This window comes from Streptococcus oralis SK304 (genome assembly GCF_000287715.1).
GTDB lineage: Bacteria > Bacillota > Bacilli > Lactobacillales > Streptococcaceae > Streptococcus > Streptococcus oralis_Y.
This window is the reverse complement of the sequence record NZ_ALJN01000001.1, coordinates 1-17,980: the sequence shown is the minus strand read 5'-3', so window position 1 is coordinate 17,980 and position 17,980 is coordinate 1. Positions and strand designations below refer to the sequence as shown.

Here is a 17,980-nt window from a genome sequence, read left to right as displayed (position 1 = left end):
ATAACGCTTTTTCAACTAGTTGGAAACCAGAAGCAAAAACAAAAAGCCTAGGAATCCTAGGCTTTCTGTTTATAGATTATTTTCCAAGATAGTATTCTTTTACGACGTTCAATTTTTCGTCGAATTCGAATACCAATGGTGGGAAGTTAGGGATTTCTACACCCATGATTTCATCATCTGACAAGTGTTTGATGTGTTTCACAAGGGCACGGATTGAGTTACCGTGAGCTCCTACGAATACGTTTTTACCATCTTTAAGTGCTGGAGCGATTTTGTCTTCCCAGAATGGAAGGGCACGTTCCAAAGTCACTTTCAAGTTTTCAGCATCTGGAATGACTGAATCGTCAAGTGAAGCGTAACGACGGTCAGTATGTGCTGAGTATTCGTCATCATGAGGCATTGCAGGAGGCAATACATCGTATGAACGGCGCCAGATATGAACTTGCTCATCACCAAATTGTTCAGCAGCTTCAGCTTTGTTTTTACCAGTCAAACCACCGTAGTGACGTTCGTTCAAGCGCCATGATTTTTCAACTGGAACCCAGAGTTGGTCAGCAGCTTCAAGAGCCAAATTTGTTGTTTTAATCGCACGTTTCAATACTGAAGTGTAAGCTTGGTCAAATTCGATACCAGCTTCCTTGATCAATTTACCAGCGTCAATCGCTTGTTGTGTTCCTTTATCAGACAAATCAACATCAGCCCAACCAGTGAAAAGGTTAGCTTTGTTCCATTCAGACTCACCGTGGCGAGCAAAAACCAATTTTACCATTAGATGGATTCTCCTTTTATTTTTCGAGGTTTCCCTCGTTTATCTATTCTATTTTACACAATTTTTCACAAAAAAGCTAGTTAAAATCAACTAAAAAGAGAAGAGCTTATCAGTCTTCTCTTTATCGCACTATCATAATTGTTCTCGATAGAGGATGAAATAGTCCCCAAAAAATAATTGGAAAACTACTACTCTTCAATTACAAATTTTTTCAATGTTCCAAAGTAAAGTGAACCACCAATAATGGTTAGAATTCCACCTACCCATCCCAAAAATGGAATCAAGCCGACCGCACCACCTACAATGAGCAAAACAGAAGGTGCATTCGTAACACGTTCATCATCTTTATAATAAACAATAGCCACAATTCCCAATACTAAAACAGCAATTTTAACCAATGACAAAATAATTGAGAGCCCTGTCAATGTCCCAACCGTTACATCTGCGTCTTCAGTTGCCGCAGCAGCTCCAACAGCCATGATAAACATGATAACTGGCGCTAAAAGCAATATAATTCCTGAAATAAGACCAAAAATAGCGTTAACACGAGCAAGTGTATTTGTTTTCATAATAATCTCCTTAAAATTTTTATAGGTATTATTCTATCATAATTTATCTAAAAATTAAACAATCTTATAAAATTTTATAATAAATATTGATTTTCAAAAATAATTTTAAGTTCTATAGTCTCTTTATAATTAGTAGAAATATAAAATTATGAGAAAACTGAATAGTTGATTATGTTAATTATCTACACGGACAGGCCAGGAAGAACTTCATTTGAAGAAATGGACTAGTAAATTTTCCCATGATAAAACGCATAATATCAAAGCACTTGAACTCTTGATATTATGCGTTTTTTATGATTTTAGCGACCTTTCTCAGTCTATTCTGATTATTTGGCTTCAAATCCTTCTGCGACAGCGTCCGCAAAGTTTTCTTCTACGATGCTTGCACAGTGGTCACAGATAACTGCATGGTAGCTACGTTCTGCAGTAGTTGGATCGATACGACGGCAGCGGTCACATACTTCACCTGCAGCGCGTTCAACTGTAAAGGCTACATCTTCAAAGCTTACTGCACTCTCTGGAGCTGTACCTTCAGCGATGGTCAATTCTGACACGATCAAAAGTTGAGCCACATTGCTATCCAATGCTCCAAGAAGTGTTCTCACCACTTCATTTGGATAAACTGTCAAGTGTGCTTCAAGCGATTTACCGATTACTTTGGCATTACGAGCTTCTTCCAAGGCTTTTTGGGCTTGTCCACGGAAGTCCATGAAAGCTACCCATGTATCCAAGATTTCTTCTTGGTTGGCAAAAGTTTCAGCTTCTGGCAGTTCTGACAACTGAACAAAGTCTTCAGCTTCAAACTCAAGATATGACCAGATTTCTTCTGCAGTGTGAGGCAGGATTGGTGTCAAGAGTTTGGTGATTTTGACAAGAATGTCATAGAAGACTGTTTGCATTTGACGGCGTTCGAGTGATTTGGCACCTTCGATGTAGACAACATCTTTGGCAAAATCAAGGTAGAAGGCTGACAAATCAACGTTGATAAAGTTCACCAAGGCCTTGTAAATTGTTAAGAATTCAAAGTCAGCATAAGCATCACGAATCGTTTTCACAAGCTGGTTAAAGCGAATGGTCATGTACTTATCAACAGAACGAAGCTCATCGTAAGCCACTGCGTCTTGAGCTGGGTTAAAGTCAGATGTATTGGCAATCAAGAAACGAAGAGTGTTACGGATCTTACGGTAAGTTTCAGAGACTTGGCTCAAGATATCCATAGAGATACGCACGTCGTTGCTTGAGTCAACACTTGTCACCCAGAGACGCAAAATTTCCGCACCAAATTGTTTTTCAACATCACTTGGAGCAATGGTATTCCCAAGGGATTTAGACATCTTCTCACCTTTACCATCAAGGGCAAAACCTTGTGATAAGATTTGTTTGTATGGCGCTACGCCATGGTTGGCAACAGATGTGATGAGTGAAGAGTTGAACCAACCACGGTATTGGTCAGAGCCTTCTAGGTAGAGGTCCGCTGGATATTTGAGTTCTGGACGGTTGACCACTACTCCATTCCATGATGAACCTGAGTCAAACCATACATCCATGATGTCTGTTTCTTTCTTGAACTCGCCATTTGGTGAACCTGGGTGGCTAAATCCTTCTGGCAAGAGTTCTTTGGCATCACGTTCCCACCAGATGATAGAGCCGTATTCCTCAAAGAGTTGAGCCACGTGCTCGATCGTTTCAGCTGTCATGATTGCTGTACCATCTTCAGCATAGAAGATTGGAAGTGGAACACCCCAAGCACGTTGACGAGAGATAACCCAGTCGCCACGGTCGCGAATCATGTTGTAAAGACGAACTTTACCCCATTCTGAGTGGAATTTCACTTTTTCAATTTCATCCAAGATTTCTTGGCGGAATTTAGATACAGAGGCAAACCATTGTGGTACTGCACGCCAGATGATTGGTTTTTTCGTACGCCAGTCAAATGGGTATGAGTGGGATATTTCTTCTTGAGCAAGGAGCAAATCACCAAGTTTTTCGATAACAGTTGGTACAACCTTGTCATAGAATTGACCTTCAAAGTCAGAGCCAGCATTGGCCATCATAATACCGCGTTCGTTAACTGTTACAGCAACTTCAAGGCCGTTAGCAACACCGACATTGTAGTCGTCCTCACCAAAACCAGGGGCTGTATGGACAATACCAGTACCAGAGTCAGTCGTAACATGGTCACCGAGGATCACCAACTCATCTACATCTGTATCCCATGGGTGAGCTGTCACAATTTTATTCAATTCTTGACCACGGTAGGTCGCCAAGACCTGAACATCAGCCCAGCCAAATTTCTCAGAAAGACTATTCAGTAATTCTGAAGCAACCACAAACTTACGAGATTCGCCAGCTGGTTGTACCAATACATAATCAATATCTGCTCCAACTGTCAAACCACGAGATGCTGTGATAGTAAATGGTGTAGTTGTCCATACGACGATATAAGTATCTGTATCTAGGACACCTTTGCCATCTTTGACGCGGTTAGCATAGTAAAGGGAAGTTGAAAGCAAGTCATGGTATTCAATTTCCGCTTCTGCAAGAGCTGACTCAGATGACCATGACCAGTAAACCGGCTTGGCACCACGGTAGATGTAGCCTTTCTTAGCCATTTCACCAAAGACACGGATTTGAGCCGCTTCATAGTCTGGAGTCAAGGTCACATAAGGATTTTCCCAGTCACCAGAAACACCCAAACGTTTAAAGTCTTCTCGTTGTTTATCTACTTGAGAAAGAGCATAGTCACGGCAAAGTTTCAAGTACTCAACCAAGTCCATTTCTTTGCGTTTAACACCCTGTTTCGCCAAAACTTGCTCGATTGGCAGACCATGTGTATCCCAACCTGGGATATAAGGGGCGTAAAATCCTGACATAGACTTCGAACGAACAATAATATCTTTAGAAATCTTGTTCATGGCATGTCCAACGTGGATATTTCCGTTTGCATATGGAGGTCCATCATGCAAGGTGAAATGCGGTTTTCCTTGGTTCAATTCTTGACGACGTTGGTAAAGTTTTGCATCTTCCCATTCCTTTTGCCAGAGTGGCTCTTTGGTAGGAAGTCCTGCACGCATTGGGAAAGCTGTTTTCCCAAGGTTAAGGGTATCTTTGAGTTTCATGGTATCTCCTTTATAAATATTAACAAATTAAAAACCACGACTTCCAAAAAGGACGAAAATCGTGGTACCACCTTTGTTCGAAAAAAGACTGTGTCTCTTTTCCTCTTTTCCCGTAACGTGGGGAACGTCCAGTCTTACTGTTTTCAGACTGGATTCGTTGAGAGGATAATCTAACGACTAGGGATTGCAGGGCTCACACCATCTCCCGCTCGCTGAAAATATAGTTGGTTAGATCTTGTTCTCACATTTTTTATAGGATAAGAACAGATTCTTTGTTTGCATCTTCCTCAGTTGCTGCAGTAGCTTCTACTTCAACTGACTCTTCATGCTGGACAAGTTCTTCTGTATGTTGATTTTGTTGGGCTTCAAATTCAGCCAATTCTTTATTGCCTGCCTCGATACGAGCTTGCAACTCTGCTACCTCTTCTGGAGTGAATTGACGAGTCATATCAATTGGCTCTTCCTCTGGTTGAATGGATACTACATCACCCAAAACTTCACCAACTACCTCTTTAAAAGCTTCATCACTTGTCTGAAGGTAAGTAGCTGTAGGGCGAAGAATATCTTCCCAATCAGATGATTCAACAATAGCTAACTGACTTTCAATCGTTGACTTAAGACGCTGATGGAATACACGACTCTTGTTCTTCAACTCTTCTGTCTCAACAGCCACTTTCTTAGCATTATCTGTTGCCTGACGGAGAATTTCATTTGCCTTGTATTTTGCTTCTTCTAGCAAACGCTGAGCGTCTTGTTCAGCTTGTTGAATAATATTGTTTGAACGTTCTTGAGCAGCCTGTTTGACACGCTCCGCAGTATCTTGAGCAATCAAAACTGACTGACTCAAGGAATCTTTCATCTCATCAAAGTAAGACAAACGTTCTTCCAAACTCTTGATGTGTGTCTCTTTGTCGTGATTACTACGAACCAAATCTTCATAGTCACGAACAACGATATCAAGAAATTCATCTACTTCTTCTGGGTCAAAACCTCTAAATCTTGTACCAAAGGTTTTATCTTTAATTTCTAACGATGTAATTGGCATACTTTTCCTCACTTACTTAATAATAATTGAATGCTTAATTTTATCTTGTCTTTTTTTGTCTGTCCATTGTCTTTAACAACTTTTAGACGACCAAACTTTCTCACACTGATCAAATCTCCAACGGCAACCTGGTAATCAGATTTTTCAACCAGATGATAGTTTACCTGAACAGATTTTTTCTCAATTAGTTGACTGGTTTGATTTCTAGATAATTTCAAGGCACTTGATAAGAGGGCATCCAATCGAAAACTCGAAACTAAAATTTCTCGTTCTCTAAAGTCAATTTTAGATATAATCCTATCGGTAAAAGGACGTTCCTCCAGCGATACAGGAAGTCTGCCAATCTTTCTTATTCCATCCTGAAAAAGAGGAATAAAATCACGATTGACAAAAATCTGTGCTCTCTTTTCATCTACCAAGATATCACCAAATAATTTACGGTCAATTCCTAGCTGGTTGATGATTGTTCCCAATATTTTTCCATGGCTCAGCTGTTCAAACTTGCTCGGATAGCAAATTTCTAACAAGGTCATTTCAAAGTCTGATATTTCCGGTTCAAAGTAATCTGGATACAGAAGAACACGAACCGACTCCGTCGGGAGAAAATCACCACTACTTTGGCAACCCAGTTCATATGTCCCAGCAAGCACCCTTAAAATCTGTTCCTGATGGGGATTGATAAAAGGAGTAAGCACCGGTACATATGTATCTTCTACCCGCTTGATCCACTCTATCCCCTTGTCAATAAAAGGAATATCATATTGGGAAAAATGCTGATAAATGGATCGATTTACTGTCATAGTAATAGCACTAGTCGTGTTAAGATATTTCCAAGAAACTGGATCAGAATCAACGCGGCCCAAACCGTAAAATCAAGACCAGCAAATTGTAAATTGAGCTTACGAAGTGGCTCGATAACTGGACGAGTAAGTCTGATGACTAAGCGACCTAGTTGACTTTCATAGGCATTTGGAAACCATGAAAGAAGAGCAAATGCAACGAGAATGATGGAGTAAATGCTAACTGCATTTTGAATTAAACGGATTAAGAAAATCATTATCTTGCTCTATTTCGTTTAATATCAAAGCCGAACTCGGCACCTTGTGATTCGTCTGGAAGTTTGATATCCTCAATATTCACGATAACGTTGACAGGCGTCAATAGATACATCGTACTCGCAACTTTTTTCATATTCCCAGCTAAGACATGGCGGGCTCCGTCCAAGTAATCAAGGCAGCGGCGCGCTTGTACTTCTGTCATGTATTGGAAATCAATCAAGATGCTTTCATTTCCAGTTAACAAATCAACAATCTCAGTTGCATCCTCATACTTTCTTGGATAACGAACATCAATCGTCACTTTCTCATCTGAGTGATGGTTTTGTTTTGCCAACTCTTGTTGACGAGCATGGAGACGAGTAATATTCGCATCTTTTGCTAATCCTGACTGAGCAGGTGCTGGTAATTCTTTAGAAGATGAGATGGCTGGGCTAACTGTTTCCTCTTGTTGAGTCTGGTAGTTAGTCGTTTCTTCCCCATCTTCTGTAAAATAATCTATAAATTTATCGAATCTATCTTTTAAAGACATAGCTCTCTCCTATTTAAAAAATGCTGTACCGATTCGAACAAAGGTTGAGCCGAACTGAATCGCTTCTTTAAAATCACGACTCATTCCCATACTTAGCTCTGTCATCGGCATATTAGGGATTTGTTTTTCTCTAATTTCTGCTTGCAGAGCCTGCGTATCCTTGAAAATTTCTTTCAATTCATCACTGTCTGCCTCAAAAGGAGCCATGGTCATTAAACCAACATACTCAATCTGATCTAACTTAGCCAATTCTGGCAAAAGTTCTAGCAATTCTTCTTTTGAAAACCCATGCTTGCTTTCTTCCCCAGAAATATTAACCTGCAAGAAACACTTGATAACATGATCTGTTCTCTTTTGAATTTCCTGTGCTAACTTTAGGGAGTCTAAAGCATGAAAGTAATCCACATATGGGATTACTTCTTTTACTTTCCGTCTCTGTAGTGTTCCTATTAAATGCCAAGTGACTGGGTAATCTTTCAAGGCCTGATATTTTTCTAAAAATTTATCAACTCGATTTTCACCGATATGATGGATGCCAAGTGGAAGCAAGGCTTCCGCTGTTTGTACATCTACATATTTTGTCACTGCGATTACTGAAACAGCATCTAGATTACGGTTGGCTTTTTGACTAGCATCAGCAATTTGCTGAAAAACTAATTCAGTATTTTTTTTCAAATTCATTGATTAACGATTTTTGAAGAATGGAGGTGTATCCAATTCATCCTCATCTTGTGAAACTGGTGTTTCAAAGCGTTCAACTGGTGAAACAACGGGATCTGTTTGGCGAACAATTGACTCACGGCGCAAGTCCCAATCTCCAAAAGCAGATGCTTGGTTGGTTTCAAAGCGACGTGAACTTGATTTAGGCAGTTCTGCTGTCTCTTCCAAGTCGAATTGACGGTCAAATGTATGTGCTTGTGGAGTTTTAGTTGATGGTCGACCAACTGGTTGGTTGGTAGCAGACCCGACTACTTTTTCTAGTCGTTCTTGACGAACACCTGTCGCTACAACAGTCACACGGATTTCATCCTTCATGCTTTCGTCGATAGATGTTCCAAGCCAGATGTTTACACCTTTGCCAGCTGCTTGATTGACGATTTCTGAAGCTTCTTCTGCTTCAATCAAAGTTAAATCAAGACCACCAGTAACGTTGACAATCACATCTTCGGCGCCATCGATAGTTGTTTCAAGAAGTGGAGAGTAAATTGCTTTACGAGCTGCTTCAACAACGCGCTCTTCACCACTACCAATACCGATACCCATAAGGGCATTCCCTTTGTTTGCCATTACAGTCTTCACGTCAGCAAAGTCAAGGTTAATCAATCCTGGGTTCGTGATCAAGTCAGTAATCCCTTGAACACCTTGGCGAAGAACGTTATCTGCTTCACTAAGAGCTTCAAGAAGCGGTGTTTTCTTGTCAACAATTTCAAGTAAGTTATTGTTAGAGATAATCAACAAAGTATCAACATGCTCGCGAAGTTCATTAATTCCTTCTACAGCGTACTGACCACGTTTGCTTCCTTCAAATCCGAAAGGACGTGTCACAACACCAACTGTAAGAGCACCAAGATCTTTAGCGATACGTGCAATAACAGGGGCAGCACCTGTACCAGATCCACCACCCATACCAGCAGTGATGAAGACCATGTCTGCACCGCTGATTGCTTCCGTCAAAGCTTCTTCGCTTTCTTCTGCAGCTTTACGTCCAACTTCTGGACGACCTCCAGCACCCAAACCACGAGTCAATTTGGGACCAAGTTGGATAACGGTTTCTGCTTTCGTACTGCTAAGTGCTTGTACATCAGTGTTGGCTGCGATAAATTCTACACCAGCAACACCTTCGTCAACCATGCGGTTGATGGCGTTACCACCACCACCACCGACACCAATTACCTTAATAACTGCGCCTTGAGCTGCTGCTGTATCAAATGAAAATGTCATAATTTCTTATCCTCTTTTATTCATCAAACATGCTTCCGATTAAACCACGGAAACGTTCTGTTAGCTTCGGTTTACTTTGAGAACTTGCTTGGAATTCTTCCTTGGGAGCAACTGGAGTTTCCTGTACAGTTTCAACTGGAGTTGTCTGTGTTGGGCTTGGTTGCGCCACAGGATTCAAACGTTGATTTGGAATGCCAAAGTTGATTGGTTTTTGACGAAGGAATTCATCTCCTTTAACTGCTTTTTGAGCAAGAAGATTGACTTCAGTCAATTTACCAGCAAACTCAGATAAACTAATTACGTGAGCAAATGCAGGGTTGCGAATTCCAACCTGATTTGGAACATAGAGTTTTACTCGAACACCAAATACTTCTTGGGCTAATTCGACAACGCCCGGCAAAATTGCATTTCCACCGATAAGGACGATACCTCCTGGCAAATCCAACAAGTGTCTTCTTTCCAACTCTTGTTTGATTTGGTCAAAGATATGTTTGATGCGTGCTGAGATAATTTCTGCCAAGTAGCTTTCTGTCACTTCAACAGGCTCTACTTCACCAATTACTTCAACTTGGAAAGTTTCGTTACTTGCTAGCGGAACATAAGCTTCACCATAGTTCAGTTTCAAACTTTCTGCAATCTTTTGAGATGTTTTCAAGACTTTAGAGATGTCTTTTGTAACGTAATCTCCACCTTCTTGGTAGATGTTGGTGAATTGCAATTCTTGATTGCGGATAGTCGCTACAGTAGTCTGACCTCCACCCATGTCAATGACAGTCGCACCAAATTCACGTTCGCCTTCATTGAGAACTGAGTTCACGATTGCCAAAGGTGAAATAATCACATTATCAACCTGGATACCTACACGCTCAACTGTCTTGCGAAGATTGTGTAGAATCGTACGAGGACCTGTGTAAAGCAGACCACGCATTTCCAAGCGAAAACCCATCATACCACGAGGGTCACGGATTCCTTGGAAACCATCCACGATGAATTCTTCTGGAATGAAGGTAATCACTTCACGATCAGGAGTCATGCTCTTTGTCAAAGCTGACTTAACAACATCTTCAACATCCTGATCTGTGATTTCTTTTGTATCTGATGTTACAGGAATCATTCCTTGTGTTGGTTCGACCTGCAAGAGATTTGCTGGAAGACCAACGTTGACAGACTTGATAGAAATGCCTGCTTTCTCTTCTGCCTGTGTGATTGCGGATTTGATTGCTGAAGCAGCTGCTTCAATATCAACAATAATTCCGTCTTTTACACCTTTACTTTTGGCGTTACTAACACCAATTACATTTACTTCGCCATCTCTATGCTCAGCTACTAGCACTTTAATCGAGCTAGTTCCGATATCTAAGCCTGTAAAAAAACCATCTCTAGTCATTACATCGCATCCTCTCTGTCTTCCAAGTTTCTCACTTCTATTTAATAACTATGTTTGGGCATAGCTATTCAAAGAATATTATAACACAAAAAAACTAATCATGCTTAGTTTTTCGTAAATTTCCTGCATGTTTTTTGAGAAAATATTAGAAACTTTTTCTTCTGGAAAAAGTTTTTGATGTTCTTGTCAACAATTCGATAATATTTATAACCCATCAAAAAAAGAAGGTCTATTTAGACCTTCTCTTGAATAAATTCTTCCGATTTTTGCTGTAAAAAAATCTCTAGCAATTTTGCTGTTACGCAAATTGCTATCACGATAACGCTCGAAACAATAAGGTAATTCAAAAGTTGTCCGTGATTCCCAACAAGTGGCGGTCTTGTTAAGAAACCATAATCCCCACTGACAACTAAATTAACAACCCATATCAAAGCGTTCAAGGTGAAGGTAATCACCGCTACATTTTTGAAGTTGAGCAGGGAAGCTTCATAGTTTTTAAACAAGTATAAAAGTGCATTTCCCAAAAGTGCCACATGTCCGATAATGAAGGACAGGATAGTCACGTGTGGAAATGGGTAGGGGTCAAATAGTGGATAAGTCAGAGCCGCTGTTGCCCCAAAGGTTCCTAAAAGGGCAAAGTATTGCTTGTACTTAGAGGTCCCCGGGATCAGGAGCAAGACAAACATGGCTACACGGCAATGATAGAAGGGCAAACTTTCTGACAGGGGCAGATGGTTTCCCCAATACCAGCCATACAGAACAATCAGTTGAACAGATTGAAGAATCTGAATAAATCGTTGGTAAGCCACTTTGTCGCGAAAACGATAAGAAGCGTAGAAAGTAAAGGCCAGTAAACATAATAAACCAATATACCAGTGGAGTTCAAACTGGGGCGGTTCTGATATCTGCGTGGTAAATAATTTATCCCACAAATTCATATTCTATTCCTCGTTCATCTAGCTAGAGGCAGTAAAAAATTCACTTTCTCCAGCTTTTAAATTTTTTGAAAAAACTTGATTCTATGCTATTCATAGAACACTTGCGTCTTAAATTCGCAACCTATTATATCATTTGTATTGCAGAAATGCACTTTACAGACACCCTTTTTTGATTTGTCGACTTCTCTAGCACAAACTAATCGACATATTGGTCTCTTTGTCCTCTATAAACTTGCCAAAGAATCTCCATTTGCTCCTTGGTGATGCGTTTTTCAGATAAGGCCGGCAATTGGTCAATGGCAAAAAATTGAAGGTCAGCAATTTCTTGATTTTCTTGAAATTGTCCGTCAAGAAGTTGACATTCAAAGACAAACTTTGCATATTGTTTGCTCTGTAGTTGGAAACGATTGGTATCAAAAACTGCAAGTAACCTTTCAGCTTTTGCTGTAAAACCAGTTTCTTCTTCAATTTCTTTAAGAATATTTTCGGTTGGAGAGTAGCCGACTTCACCAAATCCACCTGGCAAAGCCCAACTATCCTCCCCTTTTCCTCTAACTAAACAGACTTTTTCATCCTCAACAATCCAAGCACGGACATCCATCAGAGGAGTTGCATAAGCGGAAGTCGGTTTCATGACTTCTGCCACTTCTTCTGCATCGAGGTCTGATACCTGATTCAACATTTCAGATAACAGACTTCGCAAGTCCTCGTAGCGCTCACGGTCGAAAGGATCTTTTGTAAAGGTTAATCCAGTATCCGTAATGGCTAGCATTCTTTGCAGATACTTGGTAAAATCACTTGCATTCATTTTCTAAACTTTCTACCAGCTTGGCTAGATTCATGGAGTTCGATCCTTTGAGCAAAATTTGGTCATTGGCACCGAGTCTTTCCTTAACTTGCTTGACAAGGTCTTCAAATTGATCTTCGCTCGCAGTTTTCTTAAAGTAGAATACATGACCGATTGGGAACATTTGACTAGCCAGTTGTGCCAATTCGGCAATGTCTTCTCCGTAGAAAATAACGGTATCCAGCACATCTGGCGAGAGGCTCAAAATCATCTGGTTATGGAGTTGAACAGACTGGTCACCAAGTTCCTTCATGTCCGCTAAGACAGCGATTTTCTTGCCCCCTTCATTAGCTGGGATGGCAGAGAATGTCTCCAAAATCAACTTCATAGCAGTTGGATTGGCATTGTAGACATCTGACAGGATATCTGCTCCATTGGCTGCTTTCTTCCACTCAGTACGGTTACGCGTCAATTCTAGGTTCTGGAAGGCCTGATGAATTTGCTCCTCTGAAACTCCTTCTTGTAGAGCCACATAAGCAGCAATCATAGCATTGGTGGCATTGTACTTACCTGTCACTGGCAAATCGAGGGCTTGTCCCAAGAAATTCGCCTTAAAGGTCAGACTATCCTTGCGCTCTACCAAGTCTGTGATTTCTAACTCAGATCCTTGCCCAAAACGGACCACTTTTTTATCTGTAGGCAAGTAGTCCTCTACAATCGGATCAGCTGGTGCCAAAAGCAAAGAACCTGGTGTCATACCATCAGCAATTTGCATTTTCCCTTTAGCAATCTCCGAACGGTCTTTGAAAAAGGCCAAATGAGCCTCTCCAACCAAGGTCACAATGGCTGTCTTAGGATGAGCCAATTCAGACAAAAGATGGATATCTCCTAGGTGATCCTGTCCCATTTCCAAGACCAACTTTTCAGTATCATCTGGCATATGAAGAACTGTGTAAGGAAGACCAATTTCGTTATTGTAATTGCCCTGAGTTTTGTATGTCTTGTAGGTTGTTGACAGTAAATGCGCCAACATATCCTTGGTCGTTGTCTTGCCATTTGAACCTGTAACTGCAAAGACATCAACAGCCGTTTTTTCAAGATAGTAGGCTGCGAGGGCTTGAAAGGCAGACAGCACGTCGTCTACTAGAATGTAGGGATGATTTGCAACCTCTTTCTCAGACAAGGTTACTGCTGCACCATTTTCAAAAGCTGTTTCGATAAAGTCATGACCATCACGCGCACCTTTAAGTGGCACAAACAAATCACCTGTCCCAATCAAACGACTGTCAAACTCAGCCTTTTCTAACTGAGCATCCGCAAAAAGACAAACATCATTTTTAGCTCCAACAACTTGAGCAATTTCGTGAATTGTAAGTTTCATTTCTACTCCTTTAAAAAGGGTTGAAGTCCGAGAACTTCATTCACCTGGCAGGTGACGGTTCTGGCTTCTACCCTCTCTTTCATTTTTATAGCAAATGCGCTTCGCGCTTGTCAAAACTTTGCTTAGCAAGGTCAACCAAATGCTCGATTAGTTCTGGGTAGCTGATTCCCATATTGTCCCAAAGTAGTGGATACATAGACCACTGGGTGAAACCTGGCATGGTATTGAGCTCGTTTAGGAAAATCTCGCCCTTATCTGTATAGAAGAAATCACAACGAGACAGACCGAGGCCACCGATTGCACGGAAGGCTGTTTGTGCATTATGACGCATGATAGCTACCACATCATCACTAATCTTGGCTGGGATGTCCATGGTAATCTTGTTATCGATATATTTGGCATCATAGTCATAAAAGGCAACATCCTTGACCACTTCACCAGGAAGCGTGCTCTTCACATCGTAGTTGCCCAAGAGACCAACCTCGATTTCACGAGCATTCACCCCTTGCTCTACTAAGACACGGCTGTCATATTGGAAGGCAAGTTCCAAAGCTTGACGGAGTTCTTCTTGGTTTTCAGACTTAGAAATACCAACACTTGAACCCATATTTGACGGTTTCGTGAAGACTGGATAAGTCAATTTTTCTTCAACTTCAGCGATTTTAGAAGTCACATCATCACCTTCAACGATGGCCACATAAGGAACTTGGGCAATCCCTACAGATTCTAAAACACGCTTGGTCGTAATTTTGTCCATGGCAAGGCTTGATGACAAGATATTGCAGCCGACATAGGGCATTTTCAAAACTTCAAGGAATCCTTGAACAGAGCCATCTTCTCCCATCGGACCGTGAAGAACTGGAAAGACCACTGCACCTTCTTCGTAGATGGCACTTGGCGCTATTTTCTTGTCCCAGTCAATAGTCGCATTAGTCATGAGACGATCCTCTTGACCTGGAGTCTGGCTAAATTCCTGTGTTTTGATAAAATCACCTGACTGGCTGATGAAGAAAGTCTTGACTGTGAAACGGTCGTAGTTGACCGCACGCATGACACTTTCAGCTGACAATACAGACACTTCACGTTCTGCACTGCGTCCGCCGTATAAAAGAATAATTGTTTGTTTCATATTACTTGTCCTAATTCTAATAGAATATTCGTTCTTTAGTATATCATATTTACTTTTTTTTTAAAACTTAAAGCTAAAAAAGCCCTCATTTGAGAGCTGAAATTTTACCTATCCACCACTTGAGCTTCAAAGTGTGCTGGCTTGTCGTCTATCGCTTCTTGCAACTTCTTGATGCTGGGGATGATTATCTCTGTAAAAAGATCTTTACCAGCTGTGTAGGCTGCTCCTGTCATCTCACCTGAGTCTAATACAACAAACTATCCATACAAAGTCTGATACATCTTTTCCATGAAAGCCTCAAGCTCTTTTTGAACAATTTTTAATAGGCGCTCTTCTTCGGCTTGAGAGATGTCCACACTCTCTTTTATTTTTTGATTACTAATATTAGAATAGTAACTACGTTTTATGGTTAACTGATTATCTAAAATATAGTAGACATCTATTTTTTCCTCTTTTACTGTTGTTTCAAATAAAACAGTGACTTCATTCCTTCCAGGATTTGAGATTTTCAAATCGATGTCTCCTTTTATCTCTATGGAGTCAATTCCTCCATCCAAGCGAATAGCCCCATCAGGAGGAACGGCATAGCCCGCTTTACGGATGTCAGACGCATATCTCCCTGATGCCATTAAATGATGAAGAACTTCAATTCTTTCATTTTTCTCAAAGGCTTCTTTTAAAGTACTAGATTGTTGGAAATGATTGTAAGTAAAATATAAAGGAATCGCTAATAGGAACAAGGACAATACAATCAACCACTTAAACTGTTTTACTTTATCTGACATTCGCCTTTCCTCTATCAACACTCTCTTTCAAATAGGTGGGATTATAAATTCTCACTCATCTTCCTCATCATCATAAACTGGTTCACCATGGATTTTTATGTATTCTTCATTTCTGCGGTCATCTTCTTCCCAAACTGGGTCTCTCACATCGTCCAAAAAGGGAATTTCTTCCAAAGTCAGCTCATTAGCTTCTTCATAACTCATCGAAAGGATATTCTCATGTCGGTTTTTAAATTCCTCCACACTTAACCAGCTCTCTTTATCATCTTCGCTAATCTGACCATCAATAGCAGTCGCAATTTCAATGGCCATAATATACATAGCTCGTTTATCAACAGTGAGAAGGTCAAGATGCTTAGAAGCAATTCTTAAACATTCACCTTTCTCACGAAAATCCGACATGATAGCATCTTCGTAATCTAGCTGTATATACTCACATTTATGGGATAAAAAATCATATTTTATCCCTTCCTTTATTTGAACACTCCTCCATCTAACATCATGAGTTTCCTTGTCTAATTCTAAGTGAATAGAAAGTTTATCGATTGGTAAATCTAGATACCCAGCATACGACAAATCAGGCTCTATTCCATCTTTTTCCTCAAACCACATCCTTTTCGCTAGTTCCATGTAATCAAATGGAATTTCTTTGGTGTAATCACCTTTAAGATATAGTCTCATAAATCTGAGATATCGCCTCCATGTGCTAGTATATATTCTTTTCGACGAGTGGCCTCTTCCTCCCAAAGAGGGTCGTCTACAACATCCATCGTTTGAATTTCAATCAAACTTCGTTCATTTGCTTCATCAAAAGTCAGAGATAGAATAGCCTCGTGCTTTTTCTTAAATTCCTCGACTGTTAGCCATGTCTTCTTATTATCTTCGCTAATTTGCCCATCAATCACCTTTGCAATCTCAAGCGCCATAATGTACATGGCTCGTTTATCAACTGTCAAAACTTCTAGATGGGTGGTTAAAATACGGAGACAGTCTCCCTTTTCATTATAATCCGTAGCAAACGCATCTTCAAACTCTATCTCAATACATTCGTTAAGATGTGAAAAGAGTCTTCGTCCCCCTTCCTTTAGAGGGACACTAGACCATCGCTTATCTGCAGTACTTTTCCTCAAGGATAAATTTACAGAAAAATCCTCTTGTAATGCATCATTATTCCCAGCATTTGAGTAAGAAACTTGCTCATCTTCTGGAAACCACATTTTTCCAGCTAGTTCCAAATAACCATAAGGTACTCTTTTTGTATAATCACCCTTTAAGTATAATTTCATTGTTCACTCCTTATTGCATCAACCAGTTAAATGCTTTCCACATATTTTTGATAATTTCCTCTTTTGCACCTTGACCAAGTCCTTTTAGTTCAGACTGTTTATTTACCCATTCTACAATATCTTTTCTGCTTGAAATAGTTGAAGCTTTGATATCTATGTCGAGGTCATAACCTGACTTTCCACTCCCCGACTGAACTTGGATTTTCCCACTATTTGGCTCGGCATCAACTCGAATGTTATCAAGCTTTTTACCTTTAACTCGTCCAGAAACTTTTTTCCAAAAGTCTTACTCGTCGGTTTATTGGCTTGCCAGCTATCGTAGTTGCTAGAATAATTAACCTGAATTTCGCCATTTAGTAAAACCGTCTTTGTGATAGCTGATAAGCTGGACACTGCTCCACTAGCTATCAGTACATTCCCATATTGTACACCTGATACAGATGTCGCCGTACCAGCTACGATACTTGTCCCTGCTGTTGGCGGACCAGCCATGATACTCAAGACTTCAAGGGCACCACTTGCAAAGTAAACTCCCAATCCAGAGAATATTTGAGCTACTCCACTCCAAAATTCGGCTGAATTTGCTTCAAAGTTTTGTGCTTTTAGTTCATCAAACTTTTTGTTAACCAAATGAGTATAGTCCGCATCGTATTTCCCATTTTTTGAAACGACATAGCCTTGTTCCAAGGGATAAATTTCAATGATATTCCCTGTTTCATCAATCTTAAGAGTGTGATTGTAGTCGTCAATTATTTTATCCCATTCAGACTTGTCGCGACCTTTTAAGCGCTTCTTTAATTCGGCACGATAGTAGGCATCTCCATCGTCCGATAGCATCATATCCCTAGAAGCTTTATTGATGGCACGAGTTTCTGAGTCTTGAAAATCTCTTTTAGCATGCGAAACAATCTTCACATCCTTCATCTTCTGTACCCAGCTCATGTCCAGACCGTCCGCATAGTAGTTCCCATCGCTATCGGCAATGACTTTACTTAGTTGCGTAGCTCCTTGAATCGCTAAGCTAAGGACTTCTAAACTATCACTGAAATACTGGGAAACCTGTGAGATAAAAAATTCTAGTTTTTCAATCTTATCATCCAAATCCTGAATACCTGACTCGATTTGAGACTTGGTATTGTAGAGGATGGTCTTCTCAGAGAAGGCTTTCCCCCAATTGAGACTAAAGAGGTCCGTGATTTGATTTAGCCAGTTCTCCCTCACTTGAATCTGAGCTTCTACGATAGCTAACTGCTCTTC

18 protein-coding genes and 1 pseudogene are annotated in these 17,980 nt (G+C 40.4%); all 19 read right to left on the bottom strand.

Going from position 1 to position 17,980, the window contains the following annotated elements:
* Nucleotides 1-76: 76 nt before the first annotated feature.
* On the bottom strand, nt 77-769 hold the full coding sequence (locus HMPREF1125_RS02635; protein WP_000240120.1) for a phosphoglycerate mutase: 693 nt from the start codon (nt 767-769) through the stop codon (nt 77-79).
* A 188-nt stretch (nt 770-957) separates the two neighbouring features.
* Entirely contained in the window at nt 958-1,338 is a 381-nt protein-coding gene (locus HMPREF1125_RS02630; RefSeq protein ID WP_000856374.1) for a hypothetical protein, read from the bottom strand.
* A 326-nt stretch (nt 1,339-1,664) separates the two neighbouring features.
* Entirely contained in the window at nt 1,665-4,457 is a 2,793-nt protein-coding gene (gene ileS / locus HMPREF1125_RS02625) for an isoleucine--tRNA ligase (protein ID WP_000768031.1), read from the bottom strand.
* Nucleotides 4,458-4,707: 250 nt separating this feature from the next.
* Nucleotides 4,708-5,502, bottom strand: coding sequence for a DivIVA domain-containing protein (locus HMPREF1125_RS0102070; RefSeq protein ID WP_001123184.1), 795 nt, complete (start codon nt 5,500-5,502; stop codon nt 4,708-4,710).
* An 8-nt stretch (nt 5,503-5,510) separates the two neighbouring features.
* On the bottom strand, nt 5,511-6,302 hold the full coding sequence (locus tag HMPREF1125_RS02620) for an RNA-binding protein (RefSeq protein ID WP_000217820.1): 792 nt from the start codon (nt 6,300-6,302) through the stop codon (nt 5,511-5,513).
* A complete protein-coding gene (locus HMPREF1125_RS02615; protein WP_000576504.1) occupies nt 6,299-6,559 on the bottom strand; it encodes a YggT family protein in 261 nt (86 codons plus the stop codon). The genes HMPREF1125_RS02620 and HMPREF1125_RS02615 overlap by 4 nt, the downstream gene beginning before the upstream one ends.
* Nucleotides 6,559-7,089, bottom strand: a complete 531-nt coding sequence (locus HMPREF1125_RS02610; protein ID WP_000053365.1) for a cell division protein SepF — start codon at nt 7,087-7,089, stop codon at nt 6,559-6,561. The genes HMPREF1125_RS02615 and HMPREF1125_RS02610 overlap by 1 nt, the downstream gene beginning before the upstream one ends.
* A 9-nt stretch (nt 7,090-7,098) precedes the next feature.
* Nucleotides 7,099-7,770: a YggS family pyridoxal phosphate-dependent enzyme gene (locus HMPREF1125_RS02605; protein WP_001049621.1), complete on the bottom strand. Its 672-nt coding sequence runs from the start codon at nt 7,768-7,770 to the stop codon at nt 7,099-7,101.
* Between the two features lie 3 nt (nt 7,771-7,773).
* Nucleotides 7,774-9,030: a cell division protein FtsZ gene (gene ftsZ / locus HMPREF1125_RS02600; protein ID WP_000144259.1), complete on the bottom strand. Its 1,257-nt coding sequence runs from the start codon at nt 9,028-9,030 to the stop codon at nt 7,774-7,776.
* Between the two features lie 16 nt (nt 9,031-9,046).
* A complete protein-coding gene (gene ftsA / locus HMPREF1125_RS02595; RefSeq protein ID WP_000196339.1) occupies nt 9,047-10,417 on the bottom strand; it encodes a cell division protein FtsA in 1,371 nt (456 codons plus the stop codon).
* 233 nt (nt 10,418-10,650) lie between these two features.
* The gene (locus HMPREF1125_RS02590; protein ID WP_001055263.1) at nt 10,651-11,355 is read right to left on the bottom strand and encodes a TIGR02206 family membrane protein; all 705 of its coding nucleotides are present in this window, start codon (nt 11,353-11,355) and stop codon (nt 10,651-10,653) included.
* A 196-nt stretch (nt 11,356-11,551) separates the two neighbouring features.
* Nucleotides 11,552-12,163, bottom strand: coding sequence for an NUDIX hydrolase N-terminal domain-containing protein (locus HMPREF1125_RS02585; RefSeq protein WP_000994204.1), 612 nt, complete (start codon nt 12,161-12,163; stop codon nt 11,552-11,554).
* The gene (locus tag HMPREF1125_RS02580) at nt 12,150-13,523 is read right to left on the bottom strand and encodes a UDP-N-acetylmuramoyl-tripeptide--D-alanyl-D-alanine ligase (RefSeq protein ID WP_000778711.1); all 1,374 of its coding nucleotides are present in this window, start codon (nt 13,521-13,523) and stop codon (nt 12,150-12,152) included. Before HMPREF1125_RS02580 ends, HMPREF1125_RS02585 begins: the two co-directional genes overlap by 14 nt.
* 85 nt (nt 13,524-13,608) lie before the next feature.
* Nucleotides 13,609-14,652 (bottom strand): D-alanine--D-alanine ligase, encoded by a 1,044-nt coding sequence (locus tag HMPREF1125_RS02575; protein ID WP_000814663.1) that lies wholly within the window; start codon nt 14,650-14,652, stop codon nt 13,609-13,611.
* A 104-nt stretch (nt 14,653-14,756) separates the two neighbouring features.
* Nucleotides 14,757-14,885, bottom strand: a complete 129-nt coding sequence (locus tag HMPREF1125_RS12915) for a hypothetical protein (protein WP_268928440.1) — start codon at nt 14,883-14,885, stop codon at nt 14,757-14,759.
* A gap of 24 nt (nt 14,886-14,909) precedes the next feature.
* On the bottom strand, nt 14,910-15,437 hold the full coding sequence (locus tag HMPREF1125_RS02570) for a hypothetical protein (protein ID WP_001281102.1): 528 nt from the start codon (nt 15,435-15,437) through the stop codon (nt 14,910-14,912).
* A gap of 51 nt (nt 15,438-15,488) precedes the next feature.
* Nucleotides 15,489-16,118, bottom strand: a complete 630-nt coding sequence (locus HMPREF1125_RS02565) for a hypothetical protein (RefSeq protein WP_001242117.1) — start codon at nt 16,116-16,118, stop codon at nt 15,489-15,491.
* Nucleotides 16,115-16,723: a hypothetical protein gene (locus tag HMPREF1125_RS02560; RefSeq protein ID WP_000780964.1), complete on the bottom strand. Its 609-nt coding sequence runs from the start codon at nt 16,721-16,723 to the stop codon at nt 16,115-16,117. Before HMPREF1125_RS02560 ends, HMPREF1125_RS02565 begins: the two co-directional genes overlap by 4 nt.
* A gap of 10 nt (nt 16,724-16,733) precedes the next feature.
* Nucleotides 16,734-17,980 (bottom strand): annotated as a pseudogene (locus HMPREF1125_RS12780) (virulence protein); the annotation flags it as partial.

Bases quoted from the DNA above. Each gene is read 5' to 3' on its own strand.
- HMPREF1125_RS02635 (WP_000240120.1), bottom strand. From the start codon at position 769: ATGGTAAAATTGGTTTTTGCTCGCCACGGTGAGTCTGAATGGAACAAA.
- HMPREF1125_RS02630 (WP_000856374.1), bottom strand. From the start codon at position 1,338: ATGAAAACAAATACACTTGCTCGTGTTAACGCTATTTTTGGTCTTATT.
- ileS (WP_000768031.1), bottom strand. From the start codon at position 4,457: ATGAAACTCAAAGATACCCTTAACCTTGGGAAAACAGCTTTCCCAATG.
- HMPREF1125_RS0102070 (WP_001123184.1), bottom strand. From the start codon at position 5,502: ATGCCAATTACATCGTTAGAAATTAAAGATAAAACCTTTGGTACAAGA.
- HMPREF1125_RS02620 (WP_000217820.1), bottom strand. From the start codon at position 6,302: ATGACAGTAAATCGATCCATTTATCAGCATTTTTCCCAATATGATATT.
- HMPREF1125_RS02615 (WP_000576504.1), bottom strand. From the start codon at position 6,559: ATGATTTTCTTAATCCGTTTAATTCAAAATGCAGTTAGCATTTACTCC.
- HMPREF1125_RS02610 (WP_000053365.1), bottom strand. From the start codon at position 7,089: ATGTCTTTAAAAGATAGATTCGATAAATTTATAGATTATTTTACAGAA.
- HMPREF1125_RS02605 (WP_001049621.1), bottom strand. From the start codon at position 7,770: ATGAATTTGAAAAAAAATACTGAATTAGTTTTTCAGCAAATTGCTGAT.
- ftsZ (WP_000144259.1), bottom strand. From the start codon at position 9,030: ATGACATTTTCATTTGATACAGCAGCAGCTCAAGGCGCAGTTATTAAG.
- ftsA (WP_000196339.1), bottom strand. From the start codon at position 10,417: ATGACTAGAGATGGTTTTTTTACAGGCTTAGATATCGGAACTAGCTCG.
- HMPREF1125_RS02590 (WP_001055263.1), bottom strand. From the start codon at position 11,355: ATGAATTTGTGGGATAAATTATTTACCACGCAGATATCAGAACCGCCC.
- HMPREF1125_RS02585 (WP_000994204.1), bottom strand. From the start codon at position 12,163: ATGAATGCAAGTGATTTTACCAAGTATCTGCAAAGAATGCTAGCCATT.
- HMPREF1125_RS02580 (WP_000778711.1), bottom strand. From the start codon at position 13,523: ATGAAACTTACAATTCACGAAATTGCTCAAGTTGTTGGAGCTAAAAAT.
- HMPREF1125_RS02575 (WP_000814663.1), bottom strand. From the start codon at position 14,652: ATGAAACAAACAATTATTCTTTTATACGGCGGACGCAGTGCAGAACGT.
- HMPREF1125_RS12915 (WP_268928440.1), bottom strand. From the start codon at position 14,885: ATGACAGGAGCAGCCTACACAGCTGGTAAAGATCTTTTTACAGAGATA.
- HMPREF1125_RS02570 (WP_001281102.1), bottom strand. From the start codon at position 15,437: ATGTCAGATAAAGTAAAACAGTTTAAGTGGTTGATTGTATTGTCCTTG.
- HMPREF1125_RS02565 (WP_001242117.1), bottom strand. From the start codon at position 16,118: ATGAGACTATATCTTAAAGGTGATTACACCAAAGAAATTCCATTTGAT.
- HMPREF1125_RS02560 (WP_000780964.1), bottom strand. From the start codon at position 16,723: ATGAAATTATACTTAAAGGGTGATTATACAAAAAGAGTACCTTATGGT.